This is a genomic window from Nocardioides sp., from assembly GCF_036493135.1.
Taxonomy (GTDB): Bacteria; Actinomycetota; Actinomycetes; order Propionibacteriales; family Nocardioidaceae; genus Nocardioides.
Genome location: NZ_DASXQG010000069.1, coordinates 16763 through 32405 on the forward strand (window position 1 = coordinate 16763; position 15643 = coordinate 32405).

Here is a 15643-nt window from a genome sequence, read left to right on the forward strand (position 1 = left end):
CCGCCGTGACGGTCACACCGGCGTCGCTCGACCGGCGTCTCGGCCTGGGCGACGCGGTGTTCATCGGGCTCGGCTCGATGATCGGAGCGGGAGTCTTCGCGGCGTACGGTCCGGCGGCGCGCGCCGCCGGCACCGGCCTGTTGGTCGGACTGGCCGTCGCCGCAGTCGTCGCGTACTGCAACGCGACCGCGTCGGCGCAGCTCGCTGCGGCGTACCCGCGGGCCGGCGGCACCTACCTCTACGGCCGCGAGGTCCTCAGCCACTGGTGGGGTTACCTCGCCGGCTGGGGATTCATGGTCGGCAAGACGGCGTCGTGCGCGGCGATGGCGCTGACGTTTGCGGCGTACGTCGCTCCCGACGGCTGGCTGCGGCCGGTCGCCGCGGCGGTGGTGGTCGTGCTGACGCTGGTGAACTGCGCGGGGATCACCCGCACCGCGCTGCTCACGCGCGTCCTCGTCTCGCTGGTGCTCGGGGCCCTCGTGGTGGCGGCCGTCGCGTGCTTCCGTGGCGGTTCGTCGTCCGGGCTGGAGGGATGGGCCTCGCCGACGCACGGGCTGTACGGCGTCCTCCAGTCGGCCGGACTGCTGTTCTTCGCGTTCGCCGGCTACGCCCGGATCGCCACGCTGGGCGAGGAGGTGCGCGATCCCGCCAGGGTGATTCCGCGGGCGATCGTGCTCGCCCTGGCCGGCGCGGTCGTGGTGTACGCAGTCGTCGCCGTGGCCGTGCTCTCGGTCCTGGGCGGGGCCGGGACCGCTGCGTCGTCCGCTCCCGTCGCCGACGCCGTGCGGGCGACCTCGGCCGACTGGGTCGTGGCTGTCGTCCGTGTCGGAGCCGCCCTCGCCTCCGCCGGTGCGCTGCTCGCACTCGTCGCCGGGCTCGGGCGGACCGGTCTGGCCATGGCCCGCGAGAGCGACCTGCCGCGATGGCTGGACGCCGTACACCCGCGCTACCACGTGCCCCACCGGGCCGAGCTGACGGTGGCGGCGATCGTCGTCGTCCTCGTGCTCACGACGGACCTGCGCGGCGCGATCGGGTTCTCGTCGTTCGGGGTGCTGCTCTACTACTTCGTCGCCAACGCGTCGGCGTACCGCCAGCCGACGACGGCTCGTCGCTTCCCGCGCTGGCTCCAGCTCCTCGGCGGCACCGGCTGCCTGGTGCTGGTGGCCACCCTGCCCTGGCAGTCGATCATCGCGGGCGTCCTGGTCTTCGCCGTCGGCATCGTGATTCGGCTGATCCGCCTGCGGGCGGTGAGCTAGGACCCGTTCCGAGCAGTCCCAGCGGTCCTGCCTCACCGCCGGACGGGTCGCGCGCCGCTCAGTAGGGTGGCGACCGTGGACGTCCTCGTGATCGGGACCGGCGGGCGCGAGCACGCCCTGGTCCGAGCCCTGGCCGCCGACCGCGGCGCCGACACGGTGTACGCCGCGCCCGGCAACCCCGGCATGGCCGCGCAGGCGACGCTGCACGACGTCGACGTGATGGACGGTGACGCGGTCGCCGCGCTGGCCGTGGAGCTGGGCGTCGGGCTCGTGGTGGTCGGCCCCGAGGCGCCGCTGGTGGCGGGCGTGGCGGACGCCGTACGACGTGTGGGAATCCCGTGCTTCGGCCCCACCGGCGAGGCGGCTCGGCTGGAGGGGTCGAAGGCGTTCGCCAAGGACGTGATGACTGCGGCCGGAGTCCCGACGGCCCGCGCGCAGGTGTGCACCACCGCAGCCGAGGTCGTCGCGGCCCTGGACACCTACGGCCCTCCGTACGTTGTGAAGGACGACGGGCTCGCGGCCGGAAAGGGCGTGGTCGTCACCGACGACCGCCACCTCGCGATCGACCACGCGCTGGCATGTGACCGAGTGGTGGTGGAGGAGTTTCTCGACGGCCCGGAGATCAGCGTGTTCGGGGTGTGCGGCTGGAACGAGGCCGATGGCACGACGGTCTACCCCCTGCTGCCCGCCCAGGATTTCAAGCGCATCCACGACGGCGACCGAGGACCCAACACCGGCGGCATGCGCGCCTACACCCCGCTCACCTGGGTCCCCGACGACTTCGCCGACGAGGTACGCCGCACCGTCCTGCAGCCGACCGTCGACGAGATGGCGCGGCGCGGCACGCCGTTCTCAGGCGTGTTGTACGCCGGTCTCGCCGTGACCTCGCGCGGCGTCCGGGTGATCGAGTTCAACGCCCGTTTCGGCGACCCCGAGACCCAGCCGCTGCTCGCTCTCCTCGACTCGCCGTTGTCGCCCCTGCTGCTGGGCGCGGCCACCGGCACGCTGGCCGACGTGTCGCCGCCGACCTGGAAGTCGGGCGCCGCCGTCACTGTCGTGATGGCGAGCAAGGGCTACCCGGAGACCTCGTCGAAGGGCGACGTCATCGTGGGCACCGAGACGCTGACCCGCGATCTCGCCGTCCACGTCATCCACGCTGGTACGGCGCTCGCCGACGGCCACCTCGTCACGGCCGGCGGGCGGGTGCTGGCAGTGACCGCCGTCGGCGCCGACGTCGCGGACGCGCGCGCCAAGGCGTACGAGGGAGTCGGCATGATCTCCTTTCCCGGCGCCCAGTGGCGTCGCGACATCGCCGCCGGTCGATGACGGCACCATCTCGGGACGACGCGGTCCTCGGCCGCGGGGCGGCCGTGGGGGTGGTCGCGGGACGACGCGGTCCTCGGGCGCCGGGCGGCCGTGGTGTTGGTTTGTTGGTTGCGCGGCGTCGGGGGCGGGAGCCGCATCGGAGTCCGGCGCCACTGGTGGCCGCGCGTCGGCCTCACAGCGCTGCAGATGGTCGCGGGGTACGGCGGCCGCCGCGCCTGCACACGTGGCCCCGGCCTCCGCTCCGGCTCCCACCTCGCGGTCGTGTCGCGCGGCCGGGTGGGTTGGCCTCTCCGGAGTCAGGATCGTGACCGTTGCACGGCGGTGCGCATACACGATTTTCTCCGCCCCGCCCACGACGGGCTGGCTCCACAACCAGGAGGCAACGCTCGAACACCCCCCCGAGCCCGGCTGGATGTGAGGAGGCCCTCGCGCTCCCGGAGCCCATGGTCGACGCGGTGTCGAAATCGGGAGAGCCTGTTCGACGTACGGGCACCACGAGCTGAGGAGAGCCATGAGCGCGCAGACGCAGACCACGACATCGGCCGACGGCACGGCCATCGGCTACCGGGCGTACGGCGAAGGACCGGCCGTCGTCTTCGTGAGCGGAGCGACGCAACGCAAGGAGGACTGGACCGAGCTGGCTGAGGCCATGGCCGGGTTCGGCTTCCGGGCCGTCACGTACGACCGCCGGGGCCGTGGCGACAGCGGCGACACCACGCCGTACGCCGTCGAGCGTGAGATCGAGGACCTCGAGTCGGTGATCGCCGCGAACGGGGGCAGCGCCGGCATCCTGGGCCAGTCCTCGGGCGGCGCTCTGGCCAACCGCGCTGCTGCGGTCAGCCTGGCGATCACCAGCCTGTCGACCTTCGAGACGCCCTACCGCGTGGGCGACGGACCCAAACCTCCGGCCGACTACGTCGAGCACCTCCAGGAGCTGTACGACGCGGACGAGCCGTCGGCGATGCTCGAGTACTTCATGGTCGCCGGCGTCGGCCAGCCTCAGGAGCAGGTCGACCAGATGAAGCAGTCCCCGTTCTGGGACGCGCTCGTCCCCCTCGGCCGCACCGTGCTCTACGACGGCCTCTGCCTGGGCGGCAGCCAGGCGCCGCTGCCGACCGAGCTGCTCGCCTCGATCACCGTCCCGATGCTCTGCCTCGGGAGCACCGGCAGCCCCGACTGGCTGCGTGCGGGCGCCGAGGCCTCCGCGAAGGCCGCCGCCGACGGTCGGTTCCAGATCCTCGAGGGCGAGTTCCACTCCGCCCCGGCGTCGGTGCTCGCGCCGGTGCTGGCCGAGCACCATCGACGCTGACGCAGTTCCCTACCATGGGCGGGTGACCGTCCCCAACGTCCTCGCGACGCGGTACGCCGCACCCGATCTCGTCGCGATCTGGTCGGCGGAGCACAAGGTCGTCCTGGAGCGCCGGCTCTGGATCGCGGTGCTGACCGCCCAGCGCGACCTCGGGGTCGACGTACCCGACGGAGTCGTCGAGGCCTACGAGAAGGTCGTCGACCAGGTCGACCTCGACTCGATCGCGGCGCGCGAGCGGGTGACCCGGCACGACGTCAAGGCGCGGATCGAGGAGTTCGCCGCGCTCGCGGGGCACGAGCACGTTCACAAAGGGATGACCTCGCGCGACCTCACCGAGAACGTCGAGCAGCTCCAGGTGCGGCAGTCTCTGGCGCTGGTGCGCGACCGCGCGGTGGCGGCGCTGGCGCGTCTGGCCAGGCTGGCCGGCGAGCACGAGGCCACCGTGATGGCCGGTCGCTCGCACAACGTCGCCGCTCAGGCGACCACGTTGGGCAAGCGGTTCGCGACGGTGGCCGACGAGCTGCTGGTCGCGGTCGAGCGGCTCGAGGACCTGCTGGCGCGATATCCCCTGCGCGGGATCAAGGGACCGATGGGCACCTCGCAGGACATGCTCGAGCTGCTCGACGGCGACGAGGAGAGGCTGGCCGAGCTCGAACGCCGGGTCGCCGCACACCTCGGCTTCGAGCGGACCCTCGACAGCGTCGGTCAGGTCTACCCACGCTCCTTGGACTTCGACGTGGTCTCGGCCCTGGTCCAGCTGGTGGCGGCGCCGTCCAACCTGGCCACCACCATCCGGCTGATGGCCGGTCACGAGCTGGTCACGGAGGGCTTCGCCGAGGGCCAGGTCGGCTCGTCGGCGATGCCCCACAAGATGAACACCCGTTCGTGCGAGCGGGTCAACGGCCTCGCCGTCGTGCTCCGCGGTCACCTCTCGATGGTGAGCGAGTTGGCCGGTGACCAGTGGAACGAGGGCGACGTCTCCGACTCCGTCGTACGCCGTGTGGCGCTACCCGATGCGTTCTTCGCGACCGACGGGCTCTTCCAGACGTTCCTCACGGTGCTGGACGAGTTCGGGGCCTTCCCCGCGGTGATCCAGCGCGAGCTCGACCGGTACCTGCCGTTCCTGGCCACCACCAAGGTGCTGATGGCCGCGGTGCGGGGAGGCGTGGGTCGCGAAGCTGCGCACGAGGCGATCAAAAAGCACTCGGTCGCGGTGGCGCTCGAGCTGCGTCGGGGCCGCGAGCGCAACGACCTGTTCGACCGGCTCGCCGCCGACCCGCGACTCGGCCTCGACCGGTCCACGATCGCAGCCCTGGTCAGCGACCCGATCGAGTTCACCGGTGCCGCCCGCTCACAGACCCGGGCCGTCGTACGCCGGGTCGAGGCGCTGGTCGCCCGCCACCCGGGCGCTGCGGCGTACACCCCGGGCGCGATCCTCTGAAGGCAGACACCTGGGGACTGCTGTAACTACGCGATCGCGCGGTTATGACATCCAATCCGCCCAAAAGGATGTCATAACCGCGCGATCGCGCTGTTATGACCGACCCGCGATCAGCCGCCGAGCAGCAGGTCCAGCTTGGCCTCGAGCCGACGTACGTCGGCCCTGGTCGCGGACTCGAGCTCGGGCCGGAGGTAGACCACGATCGTCCCGCCCGGCTCCAGCTTGACCTGGTCGACATCGTCGACCTTGTACGCATTCTGACGGCGCAGCGCTGCCTCCATGTCGCTCTGCCGGACGCCCTCCTCCCGCAGCGCCTTGGGGTCCCACCGCCCGTCCTTGGCCAGGATCGTGGTGTGCCCCTCGATGATGTCGCGGACCCGGTCGCTGCTGCGTCGCCGGAGGAAGCGCACGATCACCGCGTTCGCGGCGATCAGGACGGCAGCGCCGATCAGCCCACCGATCAGGGAGTTGTCCGGCCCGATCACGGCGTTCTGCACCACGTTCGAGAGCAGGAGGATCACGATCAGGTCGAAGGAGTTCAGCTGAGCCAGGTCGCGCTTGCCGGCCAGCCGCAGCAGCACGATCAGCGCCAGGTAGACCACGACGGTCCGGATGATCTTGTCCAGGACGGAGATGTCGAGGTGCGTGAGGTCGGTCCACATGGCGCTCATGATCGTCGCCGGGGGACGCCACGCTCCTTAGGCTGGCCGCATGTCCAGGGCCGTGACGGTGAAGGTGACCGGCCGGGTGCAGGGTGTCTCGTTCCGCTGGTACGCGCTGCAGGAGGCCGAGCGGCTCGGCGTCCGCGGGTGGGTGCGCAACGAGCCCGACGGCTCCGTGGCCGCTCACGTGGAAGGTGACGACCGGGCCGTCGAGTCGATGGTCGAGTGGTGCCGGAACGGACCGTCGTACGCCGCGGTCAGGCATCTGGCCGTCACCGAGGCGCAGCCCACCGGGGCCGACGCGTTCGACATCCGGTACTGATCGCTCCGGCCGCGCCGGCCGGTACCCTCGCCCCATGCCGACCCCCGTGGCGCCCGCGATCGACGGAGCGACCCACCTCCACTCCGGGAAGGTGCGCGACCTCTACGCGCTGCCCGACGGCCGGTTGCTCATGGTCGCCAGCGACCGCATCTCGGCGTTCGACTTCATCCTCGACACCACCATCCCCGACAAGGGGGAGATCCTGACCCGGATGTCGCTGTGGTGGTTCGAGCGGCTGGCCGACCTGGTGCCCCACCACGTCCTCTCGACCGACGTGCCGGACGCCGTCCGCGGCCGCGCGGTGATCTGCGAACGACTCGAGATGTACCCCGTCGAGTGCGTCGCCCGCGGCTACCTCACCGGCTCCGGGCTGCTGGACTACGGCGCCACCGGCGAGGTCTGCGGCATGGCACTGCCCGCCGGGCTCGAGGACGGCAGCCGGCTGCCGGAGCCGATCTTCACCCCGGCCACCAAGGGGGCGCTGGGCGAGCACGACGAGAACGTCTCGTACGACGCCGTCGTCGCCACCGTCGGTGAGAACGCCGCCGCGTCGCTGCGCGAGCTGACCCTGGCGGTCTACGCCCGGGCAGAGTCGATCGCGCGCACCCGCGGGATCATCCTGGCCGACACCAAGCTCGAGCTCGGACGTCGCGCCGACGACACCCTCGTGCTGGCCGATGAGGTGCTCACCCCCGACTCGTCCAGGTTCTGGCCGGCCGACGAGTGGCAGCCCGGCCACGCCCAGCCGTCGTACGACAAGCAGATCGTCCGCGACTGGTTGCTCTCGCCGGCCTCGGGCTGGGACCGCGCGTCGGGCGAACCGCCGCCGCCCCTGCCGGACCACGTCATCGAGCACACCCGCGCGCGCTACCTCGAGGCCTACGAGACGTTGACGGGCCAGCGCTGGTGAACCACCCCACGAAGCAGCTCGCTGCGCTGGCCGCTCCGCGTGGACCCCGATGAGCGATTTCTCGGTCACGCTCGAGCTGCCGCACCCGCCGTCGGCGCTCTTCCAGTTCCTCGCCGACCCGCACAACCGCCCGCTCTGGCAGTCCACCCTCCGCACGGTCACCGACGTCGACGAAGGCGAGCCGCATCGTGGCATGCAATGGCGCGACGTGACCAAGGTCGGCATCAAGCCGTGGATGGAGATCATCGAGCTCACGCCGTACCGCCTCCTCAGCGAGACCGGCACCTGGCGCGGCGTCGACGGCCTGCTCACCCTGCGGTTCCTGAAGACCCGGCAGGGCACCCGGCTGACCGCCGAGGGTCGGCTCGTCGGACACGGCCCGTTCGCCCTCGCCGCCAGCGTCAGCGGCCATTGGGCTCCCGAGACGGTCCGCAAGGATCTCTTCCGCGCCTCGGAGGTCCTCTCTCACTGACGCCGAAGTGGGAGTTGTCCCGCGCCGAAGTGGGGCTTGTCCGCCTTCCACGTGGGACTGCACCGGCGGACAAGCCCCACCTCGAAGCCGGAGAAGTCCCACTTCGGCGGTCAGGCGAAGGGGTTGGGGCGACCGCCGGGGAGCTGGGCGAGGAGCTCCTGGGCCCGCGCGAGGAGCTTGTGCTCGACCAGCACCTCGTAGCGGGTCGCGACGACCACGCGTACCGAGGAGAAGTCGCGCTGGCCGCGGGTGGCGGCGTACCCCACCAGGGCCCAGACGATCCCGAAGACCACACCGAAGAGGGCGGTCGTGACGATGGTGAGGAACCCGCTGTTGCTGTCGAAGATCGTGAAGAGGATGCCGATGAAGATGCCGAGCCAGAGGCCGGACAGGGCACCGCCGAGGCCCACCTTGTTCGTGGTGAGCCGGCCCGTGATCCGCTCGACCTGCTTGAGGTCGGTGCCGACGATCATGCAGTTCTGGACCGGGAACTCCTTGTCGGACAGGAAATCGACGGCCTTCTGCGCGGCGGCGTACTCGTCGTACACGGCCAGCGACTGCGGGAACTGCAGCTGCAGCAGGCTCGCGCCCTGAAGCCTCGGGTTGCTGCTACCGCCGAGCCCGCCGAGGGGGTTGTTCGTTGACATGACCACAGTGTGCCCGCTCCGGGTGGCGCTGCGTCGAGCGGACCGTCCCGCTCCTTAGACTGACCCTCGTCTGCACTGCTCCGCCGCCACCGAAAGGCACGCCGTGACCCGGTACGTCGTCGACGTGATGCCCAAGCGCGAGATCCTCGATCCCCAGGGCAAGGCCGTGCTCGGAGCGCTGCCACGACTCGGGTTCGAGGGTGTCAGCGACGTACGCCAGGGCAAGCGGTTCGAGATCGAGGTCGACGGCGACGCGGACGACCAGCGGCTCGACGAGGTACGCCGGATGGCCGAGACCCTGCTCGCCAACCCGGTGATCGAGTACTACACGGTGACCGCGGACGAGACGCAGGGCGACGGATGAGGATCGGCGTCGTCACGTTCCCCGGCTCGCTCGATGACGCCGACGCCGCTCGCGCGGTCCGGCTGGCCGGCGGCGACGCGGTCGCACTGTGGCACGGCGAGGCCGACCTCCAGGGCGTCGACGCGGTGGTCCTGCCCGGAGGCTTCTCGTACGGCGACTACCTGCGCTGCGGTGCGATCTCGCGCTTCGCGCCGGTGATGACCGAGGTGATCGCCGCCGCCGAGCGGGGGATGCCGGTGCTCGGCATCTGCAACGGCTTCCAGATCCTCTGCGAGTCCCACCTGCTGCCCGGCGCGCTGACCCGCAACGACCATCGCATGTTCGTCTGCCGCGACCAGCGCCTGCGGATCGAGAACACCCGCACGCCCTGGACCTCGTCGTACGACGAGAACGCCGAGGTCACCATCGTGCTCAAGAACGGCGAGGGAGGGTACGTCGCCGACGGGCCGACCTTGGAGCGGCTCGAGGGGGAGGGGCGCGTGGTCGCGCGCTACCTCGACGTCAACCCCAACGGATCCCTGCACGACATCGCCGGCATCACCAACGAACGCGGCAATGTCGTCGGGCTGATGCCGCACCCCGAGCACGCGGTCGAGGACCTCACCGGCGCCGGCACCGACGGCCTCGGGTTCTTCACCGGCCTCGTGGCTCTGACCGGCGCCGCGAGCAGCTAGCGGCGGCTGCCGGCGGCCAACGCCGCCCAGGTGCCGGGGTTCACGATCCCGGAGGCCGTGCGCTTCGTCGCGATCTGCCACGCGCGCAATGCGGAGTCGGTCCTCCGGGTGAACAGGCCCGTGATCGCGAGGTCGGTCCCGGACGTCGCGGCGTTCAGCGCACGCTGCACGTGCCGCACGGACGGCCCCGTCGAGCCGAACTTCAGCACCGGCTGCGGTCCGGTGACCAGCAGCGACATCCAGCTGCGCCGGCCGAACGACGTACGGACCGGGAGGGCGTGGGTCCGCTGCCAGGTCTGGACGGCGGCCAGCGTCTTCTCGTTGAAGGTGCCGTTGACCTTGCCGGTGTACACCTTCTGCTCCGTGAGCAGGCACTGCAGCGCCTTCACCGACAACGGGTCGGAGCCGGCCTTCACCCGTGGGTAGTCGGTGAGGTCGACGTTCACGCCACCGCAGTGCCTCTCAGGCCCGGCCGCGGGCCGGCCGAGGCTGAGGAAGTCGCGGTCGATGTTGATCGTGACCCCGCCCCAGGTCTCGTTGTGACCGCCGACGTACTGCTTCATCCGGCCGCCCGGGCGCCAGCCGTCGCTGCGGATGTACGACGTGGAGGTGTTCGCGTCGCCGTCCCAGCGGGCGATCCAGATCTGATCAGGCAACTGGTACAGGCCGGGGTTGTTGACTCGTGCCTGGTCCAAGGCCCAGATGCCCGATCCGGCACTGGAGTAGACACCCGACACGTAGTGCAGAGCATGGATCCCGCGCGTCCAGCCGCTCAGGAACGAGAGCGCCGACTTGCGGCAGCGGGCGTTCTTCTGGTCGAAGCCCTCCAGGTCGTACCAGAGCGTGCTCCCCGGGGAGATCCCGAGCTTCTGGGCGGCGGACACAGCGCGCTGCGCCTGGGCCTGTCCCTGCGTGCGGGCCTTGACGTAGTTGCCGTGCTTGCCCGGGTTGTTGCGGATCACCGGATCCTTGCCGTAGCGCGGGAACCTCGGGTTGCACGGCGCCTGCGGGCCGAGCGTGATCGGCAGGAGTTTCCAGCCGTTGCGCAGCTGGGTGCTGACCCAGGTGGGGGTGAGGTGGGGTTGGTCGCGGCACGCGCGCGAGGCACCGGAGGTGTAGATGCCGACGGCCAGGAACGGCGAGTGCTTCAGCCAGGCGTTCATCGCCTTCTGCGAAGGCGCCAGGCACTGGTCGAAGCCGTACCCCCGGAAGCTGCCAGGCGTCACCACGTTCGCCGTGGCGGCCCTCTCCGCCGAGACGGCCGTGGCCACCCCCGCGACGGTGCTCAGGACCGCGGCGACGAGGACGGGGCGGAGGAACATACGGGACTCCCGGAAGGCTGGCGATGTCCCCGTGGCGGGGGGCCGGCCGGAGCCGGGATCCACGGGGACCGCACACCCTAAACACAGGAGTCACACCCGTCACAGAGGTTCGGGGGAACTACATGTTTGTAGTTCCCCCGAACCGGGTGTGAGGGGTGCCGGTCAGGCGGCCTCGGCGAGCTCCGGCTCGAGCGCCTCGGTCACCCGTTCCGGCTCGCGCGGGGTGCGCAGCCCGGTGGCGGCGACCACGAAGGCGGCGAGCGAGAACACCGCCGAGGTGAGGAACGCCGCCTCGAGGCCGGGCACGAGCTGGCCGGGCACCGCGCCGGTCGCGTAGACCGAGACGATGGCCGCCACTCCTACGGCGCTGCCGAGCTGCTGCGTGGTCTGCAGCAGGCCCGAGGCCGACCCGGCATGCTCCGGCTCGACGCCGGAGAGCACGGTCGTGGTGATCGGCATGAAGATGAATCCGGTCGCCAGGCCCGAGATGAGCACCGGCCCGAAGACCGCACCGAAGTAGCTGTCGGTCGCGCTGATCTGGCTGAGCCAGAGGTAGCCGACGACCATCGCCGCCGTGCCGACCAGGATCATCGCCCGCGCGCCCATCCGGCCGATCAGCCACGGGGTGATCCGCGACATCCCGAAGACCGCGAGACTGAACGGGAGGAAGGCGAGGCCGGTGGCGAACGGACCCAGGTCGAGCACGCGCTCGTCGTACTGGACGACCAGGAAGAACATCGACAGGTTCGCGCCGATGACCAGGGCCATGGTGGCCAGGGCGGCGACCCGGCGGCGGTTGCGGACCAGGTGCGGCTGGATCAGGGGGTGCGGGTGGCGAACCTCGGTGCGGCCCAGCACGAGGAGCAGGCCCAGGCCGACGACGAAGCCGGCAATGGTGCGCACCGACAGCCAGCCGTGCTCGGGCGTTCCGATCAGCGACCAGACGATCGCGACCGCGCCCACCGTCGCGGTGACCGCGCCGACGAGGTCGAAGCGGCCGGGGCGCCGCGGGGTCTCGGTCACGTAGCGCCGGGCGAGCAGCAGCACCGCCAGGCCGATCGGGACGTTGATCCACAGGGTCCAGCGCCACGACCCGACGTCGGTGACGACGCCGCCGAGCAGGAGGCCGATGGACGCGCCGGCCGAGGAGACGGCACCGAAGAGGGCCAGGGCCCGGTTCCGTGCGGCCTCGTCGGGCGCGCTGGTGGTGAGCAGGGCCAGGACGCTCGGTGCGGCCATGGCGGCGCCCGCCCCTTGCAGGGCGCGGGCGATGATCAGCTGGGACGGGGTCTGCGCGAGGCCGCCCAACAGCGAGAAGAGAGTGAAGACGCTCAGGCCGATCTCGAACATCCGGAGCCGGCCACGGACGTCACCGAGCCGGCCGCCGAGCAGGAGGAGTCCGCCGAAGGCGAGCGTGTACGAGTTGAGCACCCAGGACAGCGAGGCCGGGCCGAAGCCGAGGTCGGTGTCGATGCGCGGGAGGGCGACGTTCATCACGGCGACGTCCAGCACGAGCATGAGCTGGGCCATGAGCACGATCGCGATCCCCGTGGCGGCCCGGCCGGAGTCGGCCGGCAGCTCCGCCGGGAGGTCCCGGGATGCCTGGGTGGAGCGAGTGGACACTGCAGTGCTGTTGGGACGTGACACGGGAGTGTTGTTCCTTGTCTGGCTCTCCGACGAGGGCCGAGGTACTCTGTAACGGAGGAGTTCTCCGGTTCGAGAACAATATACGGAGACACTCTCCGTTTGGCAAGTGAGGTGGGCTATGCGCGCTGATGCACAGCGAAACCGGGAGCGGCTGATCGAGGCCGCGCGTGAGGTCTTCCGCGAGCAGGGGTACGACGCCTCGCTCGACGAAGTGGCCAAGCGGGCCGGCGTCGGTGCCGGCACGCTCTACCGCCACTTCCCCAGCCGCGACGTCCTGATGGACGCGATCATGCAGAGCTGGGTCGACCGGGTCAACGACTCCGCGGACAAGGTGCTCGTCCACGAGGGCGACCCACGGGACCTGCTGCTTGCGTGGTTCGAGACTTACGTGGGGCTGATCTCCCTGCACAAGGGCGGCCCGGCCAAGATCACCAGTGCGATGGGCGACAAGAACTCCCCGATCATGACAAAGTGCCAGACCCTCGCCGCCGCGACCCAGCGGGTCGTCGACCGGCTCGAGGAGGAGCACGCGCTCCGCGAGCAGATCGAGGCCGTGCAGATGTGCCGCCTCGTCGGTGGCGTCGCCGCCGTGGCCGACAACTCCAACCTCGACCAGGCCGCCATCCGCCCCCTGCTCGAGGTCATCGCCGACGGCATGCTCGTCTGATCGATCGCCCCGACCGGGCCCTTCCTGGCCTATCCGTCGGCGGAACGTCGTACCGGTCAGGCCGAGTTCCGACGATAGGTTGAGCAGGTGCCGCACCCCCTCGACACGGTCGCCCTCGCCGCCGCCGACCCCGGCCGGGAGCAGCCCTGGGCCGAGCTGGGTCTGAAGGCCGACGAGTACGACCGGATCCGCGACATCCTCGGGCGCCGCCCGACGTCGTCGGAGCTGGCGATGTACTCGGTGATGTGGAGCGAGCACTGCTCCTACAAGTCCTCGAAGGTGCACCTCAAGCAGTTCGGCGAGATCGCGCAGGAGACGCCGGTCGGAAAGATGCTGGCCGGCATCGGTGAGAACGCCGGCGTCCTCGACATCGGCCAGGGGTACGCCGTTACGTTCAAGATCGAGTCGCACAACCACCCGTCGTACGTCGAGCCCTACCAGGGAGCAGCGACCGGGGTCGGCGGCATCGTCCGCGACATCCTGGCGATGGGCGCCCGGCCGGTCGCGGTGATGGACGCTCTGCGATTCGGCCCGCTCGAGGCCGGCGGCCATGACTCGGATACCCACCGGGTGCTGCCCGGGATCGTGGCCGGCATCGGTGGCTACGGCAACTGCCTCGGGCTGCCCAACATCGGTGGCGAGGCGGTCTTCGACCCGAGCTACGCCGGCAACCCTCTGGTCAACGCGCTCTGTGTCGGCGTGCTCCGCCACGAGGACCTCCATCTCGCCAAGGCCTCCGGTGCGGACAACCAGGTGATCCTCTACGGCGCGCGCACCGGCGGCGACGGCATCGGAGGCGTGAGCGTGCTGGCGTCCGAGACCTTCGACGAGACCGGTCCCGCCAAGCGGCCGAGCGTCCAGGTCGGCGACCCCTTCATGGAGAAGCTGCTCATCGAGTGCACGCTCGAGCTCTTCGCGGCCGGTGTGGTCGCCGGCATCCAGGACCTCGGCGGCGCCGGCCTCTCCTGCGCGACGTCCGAGCTCGCCAGCGCGGGCGACGGCGGCATGCGCGTCTCGCTCGATCTGGTCCCGCTCCGCGACTCCTCGCTCGCTCCGGAGGAGATCCTGATGAGCGAGTCGCAGGAGCGGATGATGGCCGTCTGCGAGCCGGGGGACGTGGAGCGGTTCCTCGAGGTCTGCGCGAAGTGGGATGTGGAGGCCGTCGTGATCGGCGAGGTCACCCAGAGCGGGCGGCTCGAGATCGAGTGGTACGGCGCGACCGTGGTCGACGTACCCCCGCGGTCGGTGGCGCACGACGGGCCGACGTACCGGCGGCCCCTCGCCCGCCCCGACTGGCAGGACGACCTCCAGTCCGACGTGGCCGAGGCGCTGCCGCGACCGGCCGACGACGCCGAGCTGCGCGAGACCGTGCTCCGGCTCGCCTCCTCGCCCGACCTGTGCGACAAGTCGTGGATCACCGACCAGTACGACCGCTACGTCCAGGGCAACACCGTTCTCGCCCAGCCGTCCGACGCCGGCATGGTGCGCGTCGACGAGGGCACGCATCTCGGTGTCGCGGTCGCCACCGACGGCAACGGACGCTTCTGCAAGCTCGACCCGTACGCCGGTGCCCAGCTGGCACTGGCCGAGGCCTTCCGCAACGTCGCCTGCACCGGTGCGATGCCGCTGGCCGTCTCCGACTGCCTGAACTTCGGATCGCCGGAGGACCCGGCGGTCATGTGGCAGTTCGCGGAGGCGTGCCGCGGGCTCAAGGACGCGTGCCTCGCGCTGGGGGTCCCGGTCACCGGCGGCAACGTCTCGCTCTACAACCAGACCGGCGAGACCGCGATCCTGCCGACCCCGGTGGTGGCGGTGCTTGGCGTGATCGACGACGTACGCCGCCGTACGCCGACCGGCTTCGTGGCCGAGGGCCAGACGATCGTCCACCTGGGCCAGACCCGCGAGGAGCTGTCCGGTTCCGAGTGGGCGCACGTCGTACACGGCCATCTCGGCGGATGCCCGCCGCGCGTCGACCTGCTCGACGAGGCGAATCTCGCGCGACTGCTGGTGGAGGCCGCGCGTGGTGGCTACCTGACCAGCGCCCACGACATGTCCGAGGGTGGGCTCGCGCAGGCGTTGGTCGAGTCGTGCCTGCGCAGCGGCGTCGGTGCCACCGTGTCGCTGCTGGGCGACCCGTTCGTCGGGCTCTTCTCCGAGTCCGCGGCCCGCGCGCTCGCGACCGTCCCCGATGACCGGGTCGACTCGTTCCTGACGATGGCCGCGAGCCTCGGTGTACCCGCCGGCCCGATCGGCCGCACCGGCGGCTCGTCCCTGATCGTCGCCGACCACCTCGAGATCCCGCTCGACGAGCTGTCCGCCGCCTGGAGAGGCACGCTCCCGGGGGCATTCGGGAACTGACGGGGCGACTGTCATATCGGCGCGATCGCGCGGTTACGACAGTCCGCGCGGCGATCTGCGTGTCACAACGGCGCGATCGCGCTGATGCGGCAACCCGGACAGGGGCCACCTGACCCTGCCGGTCCACGGTCGTGGGCGTCATGCTGGCCGCATGATCGACCACTTCGGCATCAACTGCGCAGACCTCGACGCGGCCAAGACGTTCTACGACCGCGTGCTCGGCACCCTGGGCTACACCCGGCAGCTGGACTTCGACGTGGCCGTCG

General features: G+C 71.0%; 15 protein-coding genes. 11 read left to right on the forward strand and 4 right to left on the reverse strand.

Going from position 1 to position 15643, the window contains the following annotated elements; all coding sequences use genetic code 11:
- Positions 1 to 5: 5 nt before the first annotated feature.
- The 4 genes from VGJ24_RS12795 (at position 6) to purB (ending at position 5332) form a co-directional block, all read left to right on the forward strand.
- Positions 6 to 1256 (forward strand): APC family permease, encoded by a 1251-nt coding sequence (locus VGJ24_RS12795; RefSeq protein ID WP_331501012.1) that lies wholly within the window; start codon positions 6 to 8, stop codon positions 1254 to 1256.
- 75 nt (positions 1257 to 1331) lie between these two features.
- Positions 1332 to 2582: a phosphoribosylamine--glycine ligase gene (gene purD, locus VGJ24_RS12800; protein WP_331501013.1), complete on the forward strand. Its 1251-nt coding sequence runs from the start codon at positions 1332 to 1334 to the stop codon at positions 2580 to 2582.
- A 511-nt stretch (positions 2583 to 3093) separates the two neighbouring features.
- On the forward strand, positions 3094 to 3891 hold the full coding sequence (locus VGJ24_RS12805) for an alpha/beta fold hydrolase (RefSeq protein WP_331501014.1): 798 nt from the start codon (positions 3094 to 3096) through the stop codon (positions 3889 to 3891).
- A 22-nt stretch (positions 3892 to 3913) separates the two neighbouring features.
- Entirely contained in the window at positions 3914 to 5332 is a 1419-nt protein-coding gene (gene purB / locus VGJ24_RS12810; RefSeq protein WP_331501015.1) for an adenylosuccinate lyase, read from the forward strand.
- A 110-nt stretch (positions 5333 to 5442) separates the two neighbouring features.
- Here the strand turns inward: purB and VGJ24_RS12815 are convergent, their stop codons facing one another.
- Positions 5443 to 5994 (reverse strand): DUF421 domain-containing protein, encoded by a 552-nt coding sequence (locus tag VGJ24_RS12815; RefSeq protein ID WP_331501016.1) that lies wholly within the window; start codon positions 5992 to 5994, stop codon positions 5443 to 5445.
- Positions 5995 to 6043: 49 nt separating this feature from the next.
- Here VGJ24_RS12815 and VGJ24_RS12820 point away from each other — a divergent pair, with 49 nt between their 5' ends.
- Genes VGJ24_RS12820 through VGJ24_RS12830 form a run of 3 tightly spaced genes read left to right on the forward strand, consistent with a single transcriptional unit; the run spans position 6044 to position 7698 of the window.
- Positions 6044 to 6316: an acylphosphatase gene (locus VGJ24_RS12820; protein WP_331501017.1), complete on the forward strand. Its 273-nt coding sequence runs from the start codon at positions 6044 to 6046 to the stop codon at positions 6314 to 6316.
- Positions 6317 to 6350: 34 nt separating this feature from the next.
- Entirely contained in the window at positions 6351 to 7226 is an 876-nt protein-coding gene (locus VGJ24_RS12825; protein WP_331501018.1) for a phosphoribosylaminoimidazolesuccinocarboxamide synthase, read from the forward strand.
- A 49-nt stretch (positions 7227 to 7275) separates the two neighbouring features.
- Positions 7276 to 7698, forward strand: a complete 423-nt coding sequence (locus VGJ24_RS12830) for an SRPBCC family protein (protein ID WP_331501019.1) — start codon at positions 7276 to 7278, stop codon at positions 7696 to 7698.
- A 110-nt stretch (positions 7699 to 7808) separates the two neighbouring features.
- On the opposite strand, the gene VGJ24_RS12835 is transcribed toward VGJ24_RS12830, so the two are convergent.
- Positions 7809 to 8345, reverse strand: coding sequence for a general stress protein (locus VGJ24_RS12835; protein ID WP_331501020.1), 537 nt, complete (start codon positions 8343 to 8345; stop codon positions 7809 to 7811).
- Between the two features lie 103 nt (positions 8346 to 8448).
- Here VGJ24_RS12835 and purS point away from each other — a divergent pair, with 103 nt between their 5' ends.
- Positions 8449 to 8709, forward strand: coding sequence for a phosphoribosylformylglycinamidine synthase subunit PurS (gene purS, locus VGJ24_RS12840; RefSeq protein ID WP_331501021.1), 261 nt, complete (start codon positions 8449 to 8451; stop codon positions 8707 to 8709).
- Positions 8706 to 9383 carry a phosphoribosylformylglycinamidine synthase subunit PurQ gene (purQ, locus tag VGJ24_RS12845; RefSeq protein ID WP_331501022.1) on the forward strand — a complete coding sequence of 226 codons (678 nt, stop codon included), beginning with the start codon at positions 8706 to 8708 and terminating at the stop codon, positions 9381 to 9383. The genes purS and purQ overlap by 4 nt, the downstream gene beginning before the upstream one ends.
- On the opposite strand, the gene VGJ24_RS12850 is transcribed toward purQ, so the two are convergent.
- Together VGJ24_RS12850 and VGJ24_RS12855 are read right to left on the reverse strand one after the other, a co-directional pair.
- The gene (locus tag VGJ24_RS12850) at positions 9380 to 10705 is read right to left on the reverse strand and encodes a glycoside hydrolase domain-containing protein (protein ID WP_331501023.1); all 1326 of its coding nucleotides are present in this window, start codon (positions 10703 to 10705) and stop codon (positions 9380 to 9382) included. The genes purQ and VGJ24_RS12850 overlap by 4 nt on opposite strands.
- Before the next feature lie 162 nt (positions 10706 to 10867).
- A complete protein-coding gene (locus tag VGJ24_RS12855) occupies positions 10868 to 12328 on the reverse strand; it encodes an MFS transporter (protein WP_331501024.1) in 1461 nt (486 codons plus the stop codon).
- Positions 12329 to 12470: 142 nt separating this feature from the next.
- Here VGJ24_RS12855 and VGJ24_RS12860 point away from each other — a divergent pair, with 142 nt between their 5' ends.
- Positions 12471 to 13019 (forward strand): helix-turn-helix domain-containing protein, encoded by a 549-nt coding sequence (locus VGJ24_RS12860; RefSeq protein WP_331501025.1) that lies wholly within the window; start codon positions 12471 to 12473, stop codon positions 13017 to 13019.
- An 87-nt stretch (positions 13020 to 13106) separates the two neighbouring features.
- Positions 13107 to 15377 (forward strand): phosphoribosylformylglycinamidine synthase subunit PurL, encoded by a 2271-nt coding sequence (purL, locus tag VGJ24_RS12865; RefSeq protein WP_331501026.1) that lies wholly within the window; start codon positions 13107 to 13109, stop codon positions 15375 to 15377.
- Positions 15378 to 15643 lie beyond the last annotated feature (266 nt).